Genomic DNA, 16627 nt, shown 5'->3' with positions numbered 1-16627 from the left:
ATGAAAAAGATCTTGCTTGTATCACTCGTGATTCTTGTTTCGGCGATTTCGCTTTTTGGGGCCAAATATGTGGTTGGCACCAGTGCAGATTTTCCACCGTTCGAATACGTACAGAACGGTGAATTCATGGGGTTCGATATCGATTTGATCAAAGCGATCGCTGCCGAAATGGGGTTCGAAATTGAAATAAGGGATATGAGTTTCGATTCACTGATCGCCGCACTAGTATCCGGCAATTTGGATATAGTCATATCTGGTATGACTATCACCGCCGAGAGAGCGGAGGTCGTTTCCTTCTCCAAACCTTACTGGACTGCCGATCAGAGTGTTGTGGTCAGAGAGGACTCCGATCTTACCGTAACTGTCCTGTTTGGAAAGCACAGCATTGGTGTACAGACCGGAACGACCGGTGATATCTGGGTTGAAGACAACCTGGTAACTACGAAGATTCTAACAGGCGACTTCAAGAGATATGAAACTTATACACTTGCTATGACAGACCTGATCAATAGAAATCTCGATGCAATTGTTCTCGACTCACCCGTGGCACAGAGTTTTGCCAGTGTAAGGCCCGTTAAAATCGTAGCTATTCTCAAAACTTACGAGGATTATGGAATTGCCGTTAATAAAGCGAATAAAGCCCTTCTTGATCTGATCAACGAAGGAATAAGAAGACTCGAGAGCTCGGGCAAGCTGGCCGAACTGAATCTAAAACACTTTTGATCTGAAGGGCGGAGGTAATCATAGATAAATTCGGACTGATTATCGATTCCTTACCCGCACTCTTTAATGGTTTGTGGGTAACTTTGCAGATAACCTTTTTCACGCTGGGGTTGGGCCTGGTTCTGGCCCTCCCCATTTCTTTTGGCCAAATATATGGCAACAAACTTCTAAAAATGATAATTGCGGTGTACGAAAAAATTCTTAGGAGTATTCCCGAACTGGTCATACTGTTCCTGATATTCTACGGATTTCCCAGAATCGGGGTTCGTTTCTCGCCTTTCGTGGCCGTGGTTATCGGCCTGGGCTTAAGATCGTCGGCATACCAATCGCAGGTCTTCAGAGGGGCCATAAATTCAGTAAGCAAGACCCAGATGAGGGCGGCAAGATCTCTGGGGATGAGCAATTTGCAGGGGTTCGTCTTTATCGTTCTTCCCCAGGCGTTTAGGATAGCTCTTCCACCCTGGACCAACGAGTTTACTATTGTTCTTAAAGATTCATCGCTCGCCTACGCTCTCGGAGTCACCGAAATACTTCGGCAGGGCGGTTACATTATCGCTACAAAGCACGAACCGATGATTATTTACCTGACAGTAGCGGTTTTCTATTTCGTCGTTACCATCATTATAAACAAGAGTCTTGGAAGGGTTGAGAAAAAGCTTGCAATACCGGGATTTGATGTAAAGGAGACCGTTAGATGAGCGGAGAAGACATCGTTTTGAAGATAGAGGATCTGAAGAAATCCTTTGGAGACAAGGAAGTCCTGAAGGGCGTTTCGTTCGAGATGAAAAAGGGTGAAACCAAGGTAATAATAGGGCCTAGCGGAACCGGAAAAAGTACGCTCCTGGCCTGTATAAACATGCTAGTTGTACCAAACGGTGGAAAGATCTGGCTAGAAAGCGAAGAGATTACCTCAGTGAAAAACCTGAATAAAATCCGTCAGGAGATAGGCTTCGTGTTTCAGGATTTCGGACTTTTCAGTCATCTGACAGCATTGAAGAACGTTATGATTGGCCTCACAAAAGTAAAGAAAATGGATAAAGAAGCTGCCAGAGAGCTCGCTATGGCGGAATTGAGACGAGTTGGCCTGGAAAGGGAAGCCGATCTCTATCCAGCTCAACTCTCTGGAGGGCAGAAGCAAAGGGTGGGCATAGCGAGAGCCCTCGCGATGAAGCCGAAAATAATCCTATTCGACGAACCTACATCGGCCCTGGATCCGGAGTTGATAGGAGAGGTCCTGTCGGTCATGAAGAACCTTGCCCTCAGTGGCATGACCATGCTGGTGGTGACACACGAGATGGGTTTCGCCAGAACCGTTTCCGACGAAATCATCTTTATGGAGAATGGTTACATAGTTGAGCAGAGTTCTCCGGAAGAAATGTTCAAAAACCCCAAGAATCAAAGGACCAAGGAGTTCCTTTTCAAACTCAACGAACTCTACGGGGAGTGAATCGAGTGGAGAGAATATGGGACATAGCTGTAAAATACTGGCCCAAATTACTGGAAGGTCTCGGAGTAACGATGGAAATGACTCTTATTTCTGTGTTGGCTGGTTTCCTGATCGGTGTCGTCCTGGCAATAGCCAGAGTTTACGGGAATAAGCTCTTCTACGGCTTATCGACAGGAATAATCGAGATAATAAGAGGAACACCGTTGCTCGTACAGCTTTTCATACTTTATTACGGTCTTCCCCCGTTGGGAGTCAATCTTTCTCCCTTCACAGCGGCGATAATTGGCTTCTCTATCAACAGCGGCTGTTATCAGGCCGAATATCTCAGGGGATCGATACAATCCATTTCCGGAACACAGATGAAAGCTGCCAGATCTCTAGGAATGTCCAAAACGCAGGCTATAATGCAGATAATAATGCCGCAGGCTCTCAGAAGAGTTATCCCGGCATGGACTAACGAATTCATCTATCTTCTCAAGTACACTTCTCTGGCTTATATCGTCGGAGCTCCCGAACTCATGGCCCAGGCCAAGTTTATCGCATCACGTAACTTCCAGTTTTTCGAAGTCTATCTGGTGGTTGCGGTCATCTATCTAATCGTGGTGCTTTTATTCACCAAGATCTTCAGCATACTCGAAAAGAAAGTAGAAATCCCCGGTCTTGAATGGGTTAGATGACTCCCAGAGCTTATAGCGAACCGGACGGAGCTTTGAACAACATATCCGCTCGAGGCTATAATTGACTATAAATAAGAAGCGGAGGTGTTGCTTTGTTAATCGATGGAGAGCATCTTTCCCTTAAAGAACTATACAGCGTTGCTTTCGACTACGAAAAGGTCGGGATCGACACTACCGTAATTGAACTTCTGAAGCAGAGAAGGCAATTCCTCGAAGAAGATAGTAAAACGCATACCATTTATGGTGTCAACACGGGTTTTGGAATCCTTGCCGATAAAAAAATATCGCCGGGCGACTTAGAGATTCTTCAACGGAACCTGGTTCTCTCTCACGCGGCCGGAACGGGAAAAACACTGCAAAAAGAGCTCGTGAGGGCTATAATGCTGGTCAGGGCAAATTCGCTATGCAAGGGGCTATCGGGGATAAGGCCTGATGTTGTCAGTCATCTGGTAGATATGCTCAATCTGGACGTTATCCCGGTCGTCCCGGAAAAAGGTTCCGTCGGTGCGAGCGGTGATCTCTCGCCGCTGGCTCACATCGCTATGGGGATGATCGGCCGGGGAAAATGTCTCTTCAAAGGCGAAGTGATCGAGTCTCGGGAGGCCCTCAAGAGAGTGGGGCTCGAGCCTATCGTGTTGAAGGCAAAAGAAGGTTTGAGCCTTCTTAATGGAACCGCCTTTATGGCTGGAATAGGAGGTTGCGCAGCCCATATAGCCCGCCGGATATTCGAAGAGGCCATAACCGTCTCGGCGATGTCTGTTGATGCGCTCATGGGTAGTACTTCACCCTTCGATGCGAGGATCCACCTTGCCAGACCACATCCCGGGCAGGGATATGTTTCGAAGTGCCTGCGAGAATCTCTCGAAGGAAGTGAAATAAGGAATTCTCATCTCAAGTGCGACAGGGTGCAGGACGCATATACCCTGCGGACTATTCCACAGGTTTACGGGGCCGTCTATGACACTATCGAGTATGCTCGGGAGGTTATTGAGCGAGAGATAAACTCGGCTACTGACAATCCGCTGATCTTTGAAAACGGAGATGTTATATCCGGCGGCAATTTTCACGGGGAACCCGTTGCACTGGTTCTGGACTTTCTTTCGATAGCGCTGACCGATATGGCCAATATGATAGAGAGAAGGATAGACAGGCTGGTCAACCCGAAACTCAACGACCTTCCTCCTTTCCTCACCACAGGAAGAGAGGGGCTAAACTCCGGTTACATGATATGGCAGTACACGGCGGCTGCGCTCGCCTCGGAGAACAAGACCCTTGCCCACCCGGCAACGGCCGATTCGATACCCACGTCAGGGTTTCAAGAGGATCACGTCAGCATGGGCGCCTGGGCAGCCAGAAAGCTTTGGATAATCCTGGACAATCTGATGACGATGATTTCGATCGAAGCTCTTCTGGCTTACAGGGCTTTGGGGTTCAGACATCCGAAAAAGTCAGGTTCGTCGATCGAGAGGCTCTTCAGTGAGATAAAAGAGGTCGTTCCCGAATACCTCGAAGACCGATACTTCGGCGATGAGTTCGAAAATGTCCTCGAAGTTCTTCTGGAAAGGGCCGGCCTGGAGGCACTTGGACGAAAGGTCAACGGGAAGTGAGTTTCACAAGAAATAACAAAAGGGATAGCATAGCTACCCCTTTTTGTGCTAACATTATGGTGCCGGGGGCGGGACTTGAACCCGCACAGGCGTATGCCCACATGAACCTGAATCATGCGTGTCTGCCAATTTCACCACCCCGGCACTGCACTAAATTAGTTTATCATCCGCTGTGTGAGGTGTCAAGAGATAATGTCAAAAGAAATTTATCGCCAGTTCAACGTACTCAAAATGCTTTTGGTGGTTTCAATCTTATTTTTTACGGTTTTCCGATTGTTTGCTGCGGAAGTTTCCGGAAAACCCATTGCTTTGTTTCTAAACGACCCGGCCTACGATTTGGCTCTTTCGCCGATTGAGAGGTCTCTGGCTGAGCAGGGTATCGTGTACAGGATATTCAAGATATTCAAAGACGAACTTCCCGGAGACGAAAAGGATTACTCAGGCATAATCATAGCCGGCGGAGATTCAATGAGGAACTACATAGACTGGAACAACAAAATATACCAAGGCGGTGAAATAATTCTACGCGGTGAAGTCCCGATACTGGGCATCTGTCTAGGCCACCAGATAGTGTCACGAGTGTACGGATCGGTCATGTACTACAGTGAAGAACGGCGCTGGAACAACGTTAAAATCCTGCTAAACGATCAGATTCTCGAAGGGTTGTCTGATACACTGCTAGTTTGGGAGAATCATGCATACGCTGTGGCGAAGCTCCCCGAGGGATTCAGGTTGATGGCCAGCAGCAGTACCACTCCTATACAGATGATTAAGCACGAAAGCAAAACGATTTACGGAGTACAGTTTCATCCAGAAACTTCCGAAGAATTTCTATCGAACCCTCCAGGCTGGAAACTTCTTTCAAATTTCGCAAAGATAAGCAAGGCCAAGACCGTTCCGGTGCCGCTGCCCCCCAACGGCAGAAAAGTCTTTCCATACTGAAAGATGACAACGGAGTAGGAGAGGATATCACTGTCTGTCTCTTTTTTTCTTGAACGCGGCTATCAGGTCGGTCTTTCTCTCTTTACCTTCGATCAGAGCCCTGACGTTTTTTCTATGTCTGAAAAGCGCAAGTACAAAGAAGGCAAGCATCCATAAGCCTACGCCCGTTCCCTGGGTGAAGAAGAGGATTATCGAAAGCAGGAGCAAGGCCAGGACGGATCCGAGTGAAACGAACTGCGTTATCAGGACTATCGGCAGCCAGATTCCGAAAAAGACGGCTACATACCAGGGAATCAAAGCAGAGAGCGTTCCAACTGTACAGGCGACGGCCTTGCCGCCACGGAATTTCAGGAAGATCGAGTAACTGTGACCGATGGCCGCGAAGAATCCTATCATCATACCTTCGGTCATAGATATGCCAAAAATACTCCTGGCTATTATTATCGGTAAGAAGGCCTTTACACCGTCCATGACCATGGCGGCCGCTCCGAGCCAGCCTCCCATGTTGCGTAAAACGTTAGTTCCTCCCACGTTACCGCTGCCAACTTTCGTTATATTCACGCCAAAGAACAGGGGAACGAGAAAGCTGAAGGGTACAGAACCCATGAAGTAGCCGATTACGGCGAAAATAAGGTATCTCATCTCTTCCTCCTTAGTTTGAGGAATACAGGGGTACCTTCGTATCTATCGAAGTTCTGCCTGATCGTGTTTCTTATCCCTCTGAGGTAAGTCTCAGTGAAAAGGTCAGGGTCGTTGACGTTCAGCATTATCAGCGGTGGTCTGCCAGATATGTGTGAACCGTAATATATCTTTCCCCTCTTCTTTCCTTTACCAGGTGGCGGGGTGGTTTCGGAGTACCTGGAAAGCAGCGTGTTAAGAAGCGGAGTAGGAATACGGAGATCGATCTTTTCGCTTACGAGTTTTATGCTGTCTATAAGCAGATCCATCCCCTTACCGCTTGTGGCCGAGGTAAATATCACGGGGCTGTAGTCGATAAAATAGAGATCTTGCTTTACCGTTCGTAGAAGCGCTTTTCTCCTTCTTTCGTCAATGAGATCGCTCTTGTTGAAGACTACTATGGTGGCTTTTCCGTTCTTCTCGGCTAGTCCCGCGATCCTTTGATCCTGGTTGCCTACTCCTTCGGTAGAGTCGATAACCATTATGATCACATCGGATCTTTCGATAGCATCTATTGCCCTCATTACGCTGTAGTACTCGACGTTCATGACTTTCACTTTCGATTTCTTCCTGATGCCGGCGGTATCTATAAAGGTCATTGCTTTTCCATCTATAGTGAGCGTTTCATCAACAGTGTCCCTGGTCGTACCGGCTACCTCCGTTACCAGGCTCCGGGGGCTTCCAACTATCCAGTTGAAGATGGACGACTTTCCCGCATTAGGTCTGCCTACGATAGCCACTCTCAGAGAGCTCTGTTCCTCTTCTTCAATGTGAACTGAATGACCAAGTTTTTCGAGTCTCTCGAATATCTCGTCGATGAGTCCGTCGATGTTCAGGCCATGCGCAGCAGAGATCTTTATCGGATCACCGAAACCCAGGGCGTAGATATCGTTGGCGGCCGTGTAAAAAGCTCCTTCACTCTCAACTTTGTTGGCGACGAACACAATCTCTTTTTTCTGCCTTCTGAGATAGTCCGAGAGTTCGATATCTGCGCTTGTAACTCCCTGACGACCGTCAACCAGAAAAATCAAGAGGTCACCCTCTCCGAGCAGCTCGAGAGTGACCTCTTTCATCTTTTCTTCAACTATATTTTCGGGATTTTCGAACAACCCGCAAGTATCTACCAGCTGGAAGGTCTTTTGCTGCCAGTTTACCCTGCCTACCGTGAAATCACGCGTTACACCCGGAATATCGTCCACTATGGCCTTTCTTCCTCCAACGAGTCTGTTGAATAGCGTGGACTTTCCAACGTTCGGACGTCCTATGATAAGGACAGTTGCCACTAGAGGTTTTCTCCCTCTTCTTTGAGCTGATTCTTTATCATTTCGCCCAGATTGCTGGAGATCGTCATGCCGTTGCCGTTGAGGTCCTTCATCACTTCTTCGGATTCGGCCGCTTCTTTGTCCTTTATCAACTGTCTTATAGATACAACCATGTTTCTGGTATCGTTATCGGGGTCATACACCAATCTTATTATCTTATACTGATCGTGATTTCCGATGCTTACAGCGTCTTCGATATTCTCCACTCTTTCGATGGAAACCTGAGAAACAGGGAGAAAGGCTTCTACGCCATAGGAGTCCACCATCACTATGGCCCCGGACTTCGTCAGTCTTGTCACCGTACCGGATATGTAGTCCCCTACTGATAGTTCGCGTGAAACTCTTTCCCATGGGTCGGCCGTAGCCTGCTTGATGCTCAATCTCATTCTTCTGTTTACACTGTCTATGGAGAGTATCTTAACCTCTGTCTCGTCACCCTCTCTGACCACATCTTCTATCCTGTCCACGAAGTTCCACGATACCTCAGATACTGGAACGAATCCCGATACATACTCTTCAAGCTCAAGGATTACTCCCGTGGGAAGGACCTTGGCTGTCTTCGCTTTCACGATGTCGCCTTCGCTGTACTTTTGGCCGATGTTTTCCCAGGGATCGCCCATGGCTTCCCTGTAAGAAAGAGAAAGAGTCCTTTTCTCAACGTTTATTTCTTTGATATTGACTTTCACTTCGTCTCCGACTTCAACGACGCTCTTGAGATCTTTCTTTATATTTCCCCAGAATACCTCTGAAATATGTACCAAACCTTCCACGCCCGGTTCAAGCGAAACGAAGAAACCGAAGGGTGTTATGTTCTTCACTATGCCAACAGCGGTCGAACCCACCGGATATCTATCCTCAAGAGTTGCCCAAGGATCCTCGCTCATCTGCTTGAGACTCAGAGAGATCTTCTTTTCATTTTCATCGATCCCGATGATCTTGGCCTTCACAGTGCTGCCGATCTTCAAGAGATCACTTATTCTTACTCCCGGGTCCCAGCTCATTTCCGATGCCGGAATCAGAGCGGTTACGTTGTCGTTGAGTCTCACGAAGGCCCCGAAGTTCTTTATAGATTCCACAGTTCCTTCCACGACCTGATCGACTTCCAGCTTCTCGAAATAATCTTTGATGGCTTCGTCCTGGAAAGCCTTAAGCGAAACGACGACATTTATACCGTTTCTCTGTCTCTTGAATCTGAGCACCTTGAATTTCAAATTGCCTTCCGGAGCGCTTTCGCCCTTTCTTATCCCCGACTCGGAACCCGGAAGGAATGCTGGAACCGTTCTCAGAAGTCTTATATTGTAGCCGGCGTTAGTCTCGGAAACTACTCTGCCTTCTATTGGGGTTCCTTCCCTGAAAGCCTTTTCCACTCTACTGAGTGCCTGTCTCGCGTGGACCCTTTTTTCAGATACAGTGCTTCTTCCCTCTTCTTCGTTGGTCTTTATGACCATGACCTCTATCTTATCACCAACACTGTATTCGTTCAGGTCGTTTACCAGTTGATCCAGTGGAACAAAACCATCTAGCTTGCCTTCCATGATGACCATCAGGCCATCGGGCTGAATTGAGAAAACCTCAGCTTCCTTTCTACTGCCCTTCCTAGCAGAGGAGACATCCATCTGTTCGAAAATCTCCTCCATACTCAGGTTTTCATCTTGCCGGTCCAGTTTCTCTTCCATTGTCGGTTACCTCCCTCTTATTGTCTATGTAATCCAGTATCTTCTGGATCTGATCGTACGGTGTAGAAGTTCCGCTTATCACACCGATTTTCCCCATCTCTTCATGGGGAAGATCTCCGGTAGTTTGAACGTGTATAGCTCTCTTTCCCAGTCTTCTTATTATATCTAGAAGCTTTCTGGTGTTGGAGCTGTTTTTTCCGCCAACTACAATAACCGTATCTGCCTCGCGGGCCAGTCTTTTGGCTTCCGATTCGCGCTCTACGGTAACTCTGCAGATCGTGTTGTGTATTTCGACACGACCTCCAAGATTTTCTTCGAGGAAAGAGGAGAAGTCCTTGAAATCGTCGGTATTCATAGTAGTCTGGGAGATGACCGTAACATGTTCGATCGCTTTCAGGCTATCGACGACGGAACTGTAATTCTCTCCCGGCTCCACTATGAGATACCGTTCTAGTCTTCCCGAAAGAGCGGTTACCTCCGGATGATTTCTCTTACCAAAAACAACAACGAAACTTCCCCGGGCTTGTAGATCAACCGCAAGGCTAAATACATTGTACACTATAGGACATGTAAGGTCTATCACCTCGGTAAAAACCTCGCGCAATCTCTTCTCCGATTCCGGGTCGATTCCATGCGCCCTTATAATGGCTATACCATCTACACTATCGTAGCTGGATATATCTTCGATTATTTCCAGGCCGAGGCCTTTCAATTTTTTCATGACGTCTTCGTTGTGTACGATCTCGCCGGTCGCGAAAACGCTTTTTCCGCTTTTAAGAATCTTTATAGCTTCATTCACGGCCCGGTCTACGCCGTAACAGAATCCCACGGACTTCGAGAGCAGTACTCTCTGTCTTTTTTTCGCCATAGCCACCACTTTTTGCACGACTTCGGAGATACTCAAACCGGTCGTGTCGAGAAGAATAGCATCTTTTGCAGGTTTTAAGGGAGCAATTTTCCTGGAGGAGTCGTTGAAGTCTCTGACCTTCATTTCCTGGAGAACCGATTCATAATCGATCTCCTTTAACGAGGACAAGTGTTCTGCGTATCTCCTCCTCGCTCTTTCCTCGATAGAGGCTGTCAGGAAGATTTTCAGTTCGGCGTCGGGAAGAACCACAGTACCGATGTCTCTGCCTTCCATAACCACGTTTCCCTGTCTCGATAGGTTTCTCTGTTGCTCGGTCAGATAAGTCCTAACGTAAGGGTACCGGGCTATATCGGATGATAGCATCGAAACTTCGCTCGTCCTTATTTCTTCTCCAAGAGGTCTGCCATCAAGAGTTATACCATTCTCCGAAAGGGAGAAGTAAGTGTGATTCATCATTTCAACCATGGAGCTTTCATCGGAAAACTCTATTTTGAGCCTGTGAGCTTTGAGGGCCAAAGCCCTGTACATCGCTCCTGTGTCAATATAGACGAAGTTCAAATCAAGCGCCACGAGTTTCGCTACGGTGGACTTCCCGGAACCGGCAGGTCCGTCGATAGCGATCCTCACTCCCGATCGCCCGAATCTTTCAACTGTAGTTTCAGTAGGTCCAGTTGTTTTTGAGAGACTTCTGAAGGGGCTGAAGTCATAAGATCGGCTCCACTGGCAACCTTTGGAAAGGCTATAACATCTCTGATAGATGGAGCCCCAACTATTATCGCGACTATCCTGTCCAGTCCCGGCGCAATCCCGGCATGTGGTGGAGGACCGTACTGAAAGGCCTCCAGAAGATAGCCAAATTTCTCCATAGCCTCTTCTCTTGAGAGACCTATGAGATCGAAAACCCTGCTCTGTATATCCTGACGGTGGATTCTGACCGAACCGCTGGCGATTTCGTAACCGTTCAAAACCAGGTCATAGGCTTTTGATCTGACTTTCAGAGGCTGCGTGTCACCAAATTTCTCCAGATCGTCTAGATCCGGCATGGTGAAGGGATGGTGCTCGGCTTCAATCCTTCCCTCTTCCTTGTTGAAGGAGAACATGGGAAATTCCGTTACCCAAAGAAAATCGAAGCCTTCGGCCCTGAGGTTTTCCTCTTTCGTTATTCTGATTCTCAGTTGACCGAGAGCCCTGGAAAGCGACAGGCTTTCACCAACGCTGAGGAGTACCAAATCTCCCACTTCAGCGCCGAAGAATTCGACTACCTTCTCAACTTCTCTCTGACAGTGTTTGATTATAGAAGACTTGATTGAGTCGCTCTCGACTTTGATCCACATCAATCCTCCGAGTCCCAACTCCTTGGATTGTTGAGTGAAATCGTCAAGTCTCTTTCTAGAAAACTTCCCAGCCAGTCCTCTGATCATGAAACCTTTGACCTTCATTCCCTGACCCAGCGCGTCGCTTATGGGTGAAAAGGAAGTTCCATCGAACTGGGCGGAGAGATCTCTTATCTCCATTTCGTATCTCGTGTCGGGCTTATCACTCCCATAGAGGTCCATTACCTCTCTATAGGTAAATCTCTTGAAAGGTGTTTCAAGATCTACGCCGACGGCCTCCTTGAAAGCGTGTTTCATTAATCCTTCCGTAATTGAGAAGACGTCCTCCTCTGTCGCGAAGGACATCTCTATATCTATCTGAGTGAATTCAGGCTGCCTATCGGCTCTGAAGTCCTCGTCTCTGAAGCACTTGGCTATCTGGTAGTATTTATCGAATCCCGCCACCATGAGCAGTTGTTTGAAGATTTGTGGAGATTGGGGAAGCGCATAAAATTTACCGGGCTTCAATCTCGAAGGAACGAGAAAGTCTCTCGCACCTTCCGGCGTGGATTTTCCCAGCACGGGAGTCTCTACATCTATAAAACCATTTCTGTTAAGGTATGACCTGGTGGCCTGAACGAACCTGTGCCTGGTTACTATATTGTTTTGCATCGCGGGGCGTCTGAGATCGAGGTACCTGTATCTCAGATGCATCTCCTCGGAAGATTCTTCGTCTATATTTATATATATTGGCGGTATTGCAGATTCGGAGAGAATTTCCAGTTCGTCGGCGGCGATTTCTATATCTCCGGTTGACATTCCTGAGTTTCGCGCATCGCCGGGACGCTCTCTTACGGTACCCGTTACGGAAACACAGAACTCGTTGCCGAGTTTCAGCGCCATAGAATAGAGAGCTTCGTTCTGTGGATCGAAAACTACCTGAGTAAAACCATACCTATCGCGCAAAAGAACGAATTTTATTCCCCCGAGATCCCTTATTCGATCTACCCAGCCGTTCAGAATTACAATTTTTCCAGCGTCCGATATTCTCAATTCGCCGCAAGTATGAGTCCTTTTCTTCAAGTACAACACCTCCCCCATTCATAAATATTACCACGGGAGTTTATAGGATGGAATAATGATTTGTGGTAGAATCAATTCGAATATTTCCTTCGGGGAGGTGTAGAAATTGAAAAAGAGTCTTTTGCTTGCCTCACTGCTTATTTTCGGTCTGGTAATCTCTTCAGTGGCGGCGCCTGTCAATTATGTTGATGTTGCTCAGAATCACTGGGCTTACAATGCAGTCATCAATCTGACTAACCTCGGTATATTGAATGGTGTTCAGGGTGCCGACGGCAAACTGTACTTCAACGGTAACGATCCGCTGACCAGATATCAGACAGCAGTAATGCTACAAAGAACCATAGACTATATTGAGTTGAATTTCGCTAAACAGGGAACGATTCCGCAGTCAAGCATATCGGACGCCGGTCTAAGGTCGCGACTGGAAGCTTTAGAGCTGGCACTAACCGATACCAGTGGAAAGTTGATCGATACACTCGACTTGCAGCTGAGATTGACCGCCCTGGAAAGCAGGGTGAACTCCGTGGGCGTCGGAACGACCGCGACCACAGTGACGCAGAGCACGATCGATTCGCTCAGAAACCAGGTCATGAAATTCGTGGAGGACCTTTCTCTGACGACCAAGAAAATCGATACTCTCGCCCTAGACATTCAGAATATGCAAAACAGCATGGCTAATCTTTCGGTTATGGAGACAAAAGTTAACGACGCCGTTAGAAGAGTTGATACTCTGAGCAGCAGTTTGAGCGCCATTCAAATGAGTTTCTCGACGCACGACAGAGCCATATCGAACCTGGAAACCAGCGTAAAGACCCTTTCGACTGAAGTGAACGAGTTCGATGCGAAGATAAGTACTCTGACGAACAGGGCATCCACAAACGCTATAGAGATAGCCTCTCTAAAAGATACCATCAATACAATGTCGGGAAACACTTCTTCTATCAGGGATCTGCAAAACGCCATTACTTCTCTTGAAACTCAAATTGCGAATATCAAACTCCCTGCCGACGCCACCAAGAAACTCGACGATCTGTCTGCAAGGGTAAACACGATCGCATCCGATTACGTCAAAGTTGGCGATACTCAGAACTTTGTCACCAAGACCGATCTCAAGGCTAACCTGAATCTCTACGCTGGAATTGACGAACTGGCGAAGGTAAAGGAAGACAGCGCATCGCTTGCCAACAGTCTCGCGGCTTTGAGAAGCGATTTCAATTCGGAAACAGGCATAATCAAGAGTGACATCGGAAATTTGCAGAGAAGTGTGAACGCGGTCAACGAGATAGTGACTTTACACGAAAACGATCTCTCTTCACTGAAGAATTCGTTGAGTCTTGTAACATCTCTCAGGACAGATCTCACCGCGTTGAACAGCAAGTTCAACGCCCTAACCGACCAGCAGGCTATGAATCTTTCGGCAACTCAAGCGAACATTGCCGATCTTGAGAAGAGAATGAACGAAGCCAACAACCTGCTTAAAGTTTCGATTGATGCCGACCTTTCGAAGATCGCTCTTAGCCTTGATACCGTCAACACTCAGCTCGGTAAGAATGAGAGCGATATCAAGACACTGAAAACCAGGGCCGATACACTCGAGTCCAGGTTGAATGCAACCGTCACCAATCTCGATAGGTATCTCAAAACCAGCGACCTCGAAACCCAGCCCGTTATAACCAATCTCTCGGACAGGGTCGCGGAAATAAACAAAGCGACGGTCGATGCGGCAAGCAAGTCCGATGTGGAGACGCTGCAGAAGAAGCTGCAACCCTGGTTGATCTTCTCGGTTATCAGTGGACTCGCTGGACTTGGAGTGGCTATCTACGTGTTGATCGCTGGACCGATACCTTGATGTCATAGTTGCTGACAAAAAACCCGGGGCTTGACCCGGGTTTTTTGTTATAATTGAAGCTGAAAAGTTCCCTCTGGAGGTGTTCCATGAAAGTCGTAGATATTTCGGACTTGAGAAGTCATACTGGAGAAGAAGTCACGATACGGGGCTGGTTGAGAAGAAAGAGATCCAGTGGAAAGATCCAGTTTCTCTTTTTGAGGGACGGCAGCGGTTTCGTACAGGCGATCGTGGAGAGATCATCCGTCTCCGACAGCGTTTTTCAGAACGCCAATAATTTGAAAATGGAATCCAGCGTCGTCGTGAATGGTGTCGTTAAGGTCGAAGAAAGGGCGCCAGGAGGGGTGGAGCTCCTCGTTACAGATATAGAGGTGGTACAGATACCCGAAAAAGACTTCCCGATCAACAAACCGGACCACTCGATAGATTTTCTTATGGACAACAGGCATCTGTGGCTCAGAACCCAGAGACAGACACATATACTGAAAATCAGACACGAGATAATAAAGGCCGTCAGGGAGTTCTACAATGACCGCGATTTCATTCTAGTGGATACACCGATCTTCACCGGATCGATCGGCGAAAGCGCCGGCAATACTTTCGAGATAGATTATTTCGATTACGGCAAAGCGTACCTGGCCCAGACCGGTCAGCTCTATCTCGAGGCAGCGGCGATGGCGCTTGGAAAGGTTTACAACCTGGGCCCGACTTTCAGAGCCGAAAAGTCTAAAACTCGGCGTCACCTCATAGAGTTCTGGATGAACGAGGCAGAAGTGGCCTACTACAGACACGAAGACAACATAAAATTACAGGAAGATCTGGTCTCCTATATTGTGCATAAGACTCTTGAAAGGGCAGGCGACGATATTCTGGCGATCGGAAGAGATATCGACAAACTCAAAAAGATAGAAACTCCATTTCCGAGGATGACTTACGACGAAGCTATCAAGCTACTTCAAAAGAAGGGCTTCACGATAACCTGGGGAGACGACATCGGTGCCGATGAAGAGACGGCCGTAGCGAGTGAGTTCGATAAGCCCGTCGTTGTTGAGAAGTATCCAAAAATGATGAAAGCCTTTTATATGCAACCGGATCCCGAAAGACCGGAAGTCGTTCTCTGCGACGATATGCTGGCTCCGGAGGGTTATGGGGAGATAATAGGCGCTTCCGAGAGGATATACGAGCGTGAGCTATTGATCGACAGAATAAAGGAATACGGTCTGGACGTCTCGTCTTACGATTGGTATCTGGAGCTTAGGGACTATGGAACGGTTCCACACAGCGGTTTCGGCATGGGGATCGAGCGTGTTGTAGCCTGGATAGCTGGTCTAGAACATATAAGAGAGGCTATACCATTTGCAAGGACTCTATACAGGATTCATCCCTAGGAGGTTTCCATGGGGGAAGAGAGGTTTTTAACACCCGGTGAGGTACAGGAAGACAGTACCGGCAAAAGTCTGCGCCCGAAGACTCTTAACGAGTATATCGGTCAACCTCACATAAGAAAAAGGCTGGGCATCTCTATTGAAGCGGCCAAAGTCAGAGGAGAGGCCCTGGATCATGTTTTGCTCGCCGGGCCCCCGGGTTTGGGAAAGACCACCATGGCCCACATAATAGCTAACGAGCTCGGAGCAAGCATTTACGTCACTTCTGGACCGGTTATAGAAAAACAGGGAGATCTGGCTGCTATCCTCACTGGTCTGGAAAGGAACGATGTAATCTTCATAGATGAGATCCACAGGTTGAACCGCAGCGTCGAAGAGATACTATATTCCGCGATGGAAGACTATCAGCTGGATATAATGATAGGCAAGGGTCCAAGTGCCCGCTCGATAAGACTGGATCTGAACCCCTTCACTCTCGTGGGTGCAACCACCAGATCGGGTTTCATTGGTGCGCCTTTGAGAAACAGATTTGGCATGATCATGGAGATGGAGTTCTATTCAGAAGCAGATCTCAAGCAGATAATCCAGCGTTCTGCCGGTCTCCTGGATACGTCGATAACCGAAGAGGCTGCGCTGCTCCTTGCGCGCCGGTCTAGGGGAACTCCAAGAATTGCTAATCGCCTTCTCAGGAGGGTGAGAGACGTTGTGACCATCGAAGGCGGCCACGAGATAACAATAGACACAGTACAATCGGCCATGACGTTGATGTCTATCGACGAAGACGGACTGGACGCCATGGACAAAAAGATACTGACCGTACTCATTGAGAACTACCATGGCGGACCGGCAGGCCTGAAAGCGATTGCCGCATCGGTCGGCATTGAACCGGAAACGATAAGCGAAGTTTATGAACCGTTCCTGCTGCAGACTGGTTTCCTGGTAAGAACGAATAGAGGTAGAATGGTTACCGACAAGGCCTACAGACATCTTGGTAGAACCGAAGAGGGCGGCTCCGGTTTGCTCTGGAATTTCAATACTGGAAATCAAGACGAGGTTTGAA

At 47.8% G+C, this 16627-nt stretch carries 14 protein-coding genes and 1 tRNA gene; 9 read left to right on the top strand and 6 right to left on the bottom strand.

Annotated elements, in window-relative coordinates; all coding sequences use genetic code 11:
- The 5 genes from MESINF_RS12580 to hutH all read left to right on the top strand — a co-directional run bounded on the left by MESINF_RS12580 (position 1) and on the right by hutH (position 4454).
- Entirely contained in the window at positions 1–723 is a 723-nt protein-coding gene (locus MESINF_RS12580; protein ID WP_169700360.1) for a basic amino acid ABC transporter substrate-binding protein, read from the top strand.
- Positions 724–812: 89 nt separating this feature from the next.
- Positions 813–1421 carry an amino acid ABC transporter permease gene (locus MESINF_RS12575; RefSeq protein WP_408631282.1) on the top strand — a complete coding sequence of 203 codons (609 nt, stop codon included), beginning with the start codon at positions 813–815 and terminating at the stop codon, positions 1419–1421.
- Positions 1418–2170 carry an amino acid ABC transporter ATP-binding protein gene (locus tag MESINF_RS12570; RefSeq protein ID WP_169700358.1) on the top strand — a complete coding sequence of 251 codons (753 nt, stop codon included), beginning with the start codon at positions 1418–1420 and terminating at the stop codon, positions 2168–2170. Before MESINF_RS12575 ends, MESINF_RS12570 begins: the two co-directional genes overlap by 4 nt.
- 14 nt (positions 2171–2184) lie before the next feature.
- Positions 2185–2847, top strand: coding sequence for an amino acid ABC transporter permease (locus tag MESINF_RS12565; protein WP_169701080.1), 663 nt, complete (start codon positions 2185–2187; stop codon positions 2845–2847).
- A gap of 92 nt (positions 2848–2939) precedes the next feature.
- Positions 2940–4454, top strand: a complete 1515-nt coding sequence (gene hutH / locus MESINF_RS12560; protein ID WP_169700356.1) for a histidine ammonia-lyase — start codon at positions 2940–2942, stop codon at positions 4452–4454.
- 57 nt (positions 4455–4511) lie between these two features.
- On the opposite strand, the gene MESINF_RS12555 is transcribed toward hutH, so the two are convergent.
- Positions 4512–4598, bottom strand: a tRNA-Leu gene (locus MESINF_RS12555).
- Positions 4599–4646: 48 nt separating this feature from the next.
- On the opposite strand from MESINF_RS12555, the gene MESINF_RS12550 reads away from it, so the two are divergent.
- On the top strand, positions 4647–5396 hold the full coding sequence (locus tag MESINF_RS12550) for a type 1 glutamine amidotransferase (protein WP_231936770.1): 750 nt from the start codon (positions 4647–4649) through the stop codon (positions 5394–5396).
- A 27-nt stretch (positions 5397–5423) separates the two neighbouring features.
- On the opposite strand, the gene plsY is transcribed toward MESINF_RS12550, so the two are convergent.
- Genes plsY through aspS form a run of 5 tightly spaced genes read right to left on the bottom strand, consistent with a single transcriptional unit; the run spans position 5424 to position 12354 of the window.
- Complete coding sequence (gene plsY, locus MESINF_RS12545; protein ID WP_169700354.1) at positions 5424–6038, bottom strand: glycerol-3-phosphate 1-O-acyltransferase PlsY; 615 nt, start codon at positions 6036–6038, stop codon at positions 5424–5426.
- Entirely contained in the window at positions 6035–7357 is a 1323-nt protein-coding gene (der, locus tag MESINF_RS12540; RefSeq protein WP_169700352.1) for a ribosome biogenesis GTPase Der, read from the bottom strand. The genes plsY and der overlap by 4 nt, the downstream gene beginning before the upstream one ends.
- Complete coding sequence (locus MESINF_RS12535; RefSeq protein WP_169700350.1) at positions 7357–9072, bottom strand: S1 RNA-binding domain-containing protein; 1716 nt, start codon at positions 9070–9072, stop codon at positions 7357–7359. Before MESINF_RS12535 ends, der begins: the two co-directional genes overlap by 1 nt.
- Entirely contained in the window at positions 9044–10567 is a 1524-nt protein-coding gene (cmk, locus tag MESINF_RS12530) for a (d)CMP kinase (protein WP_169700348.1), read from the bottom strand. Before cmk ends, MESINF_RS12535 begins: the two co-directional genes overlap by 29 nt.
- Positions 10564–12354, bottom strand: coding sequence for an aspartate--tRNA ligase (gene aspS / locus MESINF_RS12525; protein ID WP_169700346.1), 1791 nt, complete (start codon positions 12352–12354; stop codon positions 10564–10566). The genes cmk and aspS overlap by 4 nt, the downstream gene beginning before the upstream one ends.
- An 88-nt stretch (positions 12355–12442) precedes the next feature.
- On the opposite strand from aspS, the gene MESINF_RS12520 reads away from it, so the two are divergent.
- The 3 genes from MESINF_RS12520 to ruvB all read left to right on the top strand — a co-directional run bounded on the left by MESINF_RS12520 (position 12443) and on the right by ruvB (position 16626).
- Positions 12443–14185, top strand: coding sequence for an S-layer homology domain-containing protein (locus MESINF_RS12520; protein ID WP_169700344.1), 1743 nt, complete (start codon positions 12443–12445; stop codon positions 14183–14185).
- 86 nt (positions 14186–14271) lie between these two features.
- The gene (gene asnS, locus MESINF_RS12515) at positions 14272–15570 is read left to right on the top strand and encodes an asparagine--tRNA ligase (RefSeq protein WP_169700341.1); all 1299 of its coding nucleotides are present in this window, start codon (positions 14272–14274) and stop codon (positions 15568–15570) included.
- 9 nt (positions 15571–15579) lie between these two features.
- Entirely contained in the window at positions 15580–16626 is a 1047-nt protein-coding gene (gene ruvB / locus MESINF_RS12510) for a Holliday junction branch migration DNA helicase RuvB (protein WP_169700339.1), read from the top strand.
- The last annotated feature ends 1 nt before the right edge of the window (position 16627 follow it).

The organism is Mesotoga infera (genome assembly GCF_900157305.1).
Classification (GTDB): Bacteria; Thermotogota; Thermotogae; order Petrotogales; family Kosmotogaceae; genus Mesotoga; species Mesotoga infera.
Note: the sequence above shows the minus strand (reverse complement) of the source record. Positions and strands in the feature narration are given on the sequence as shown.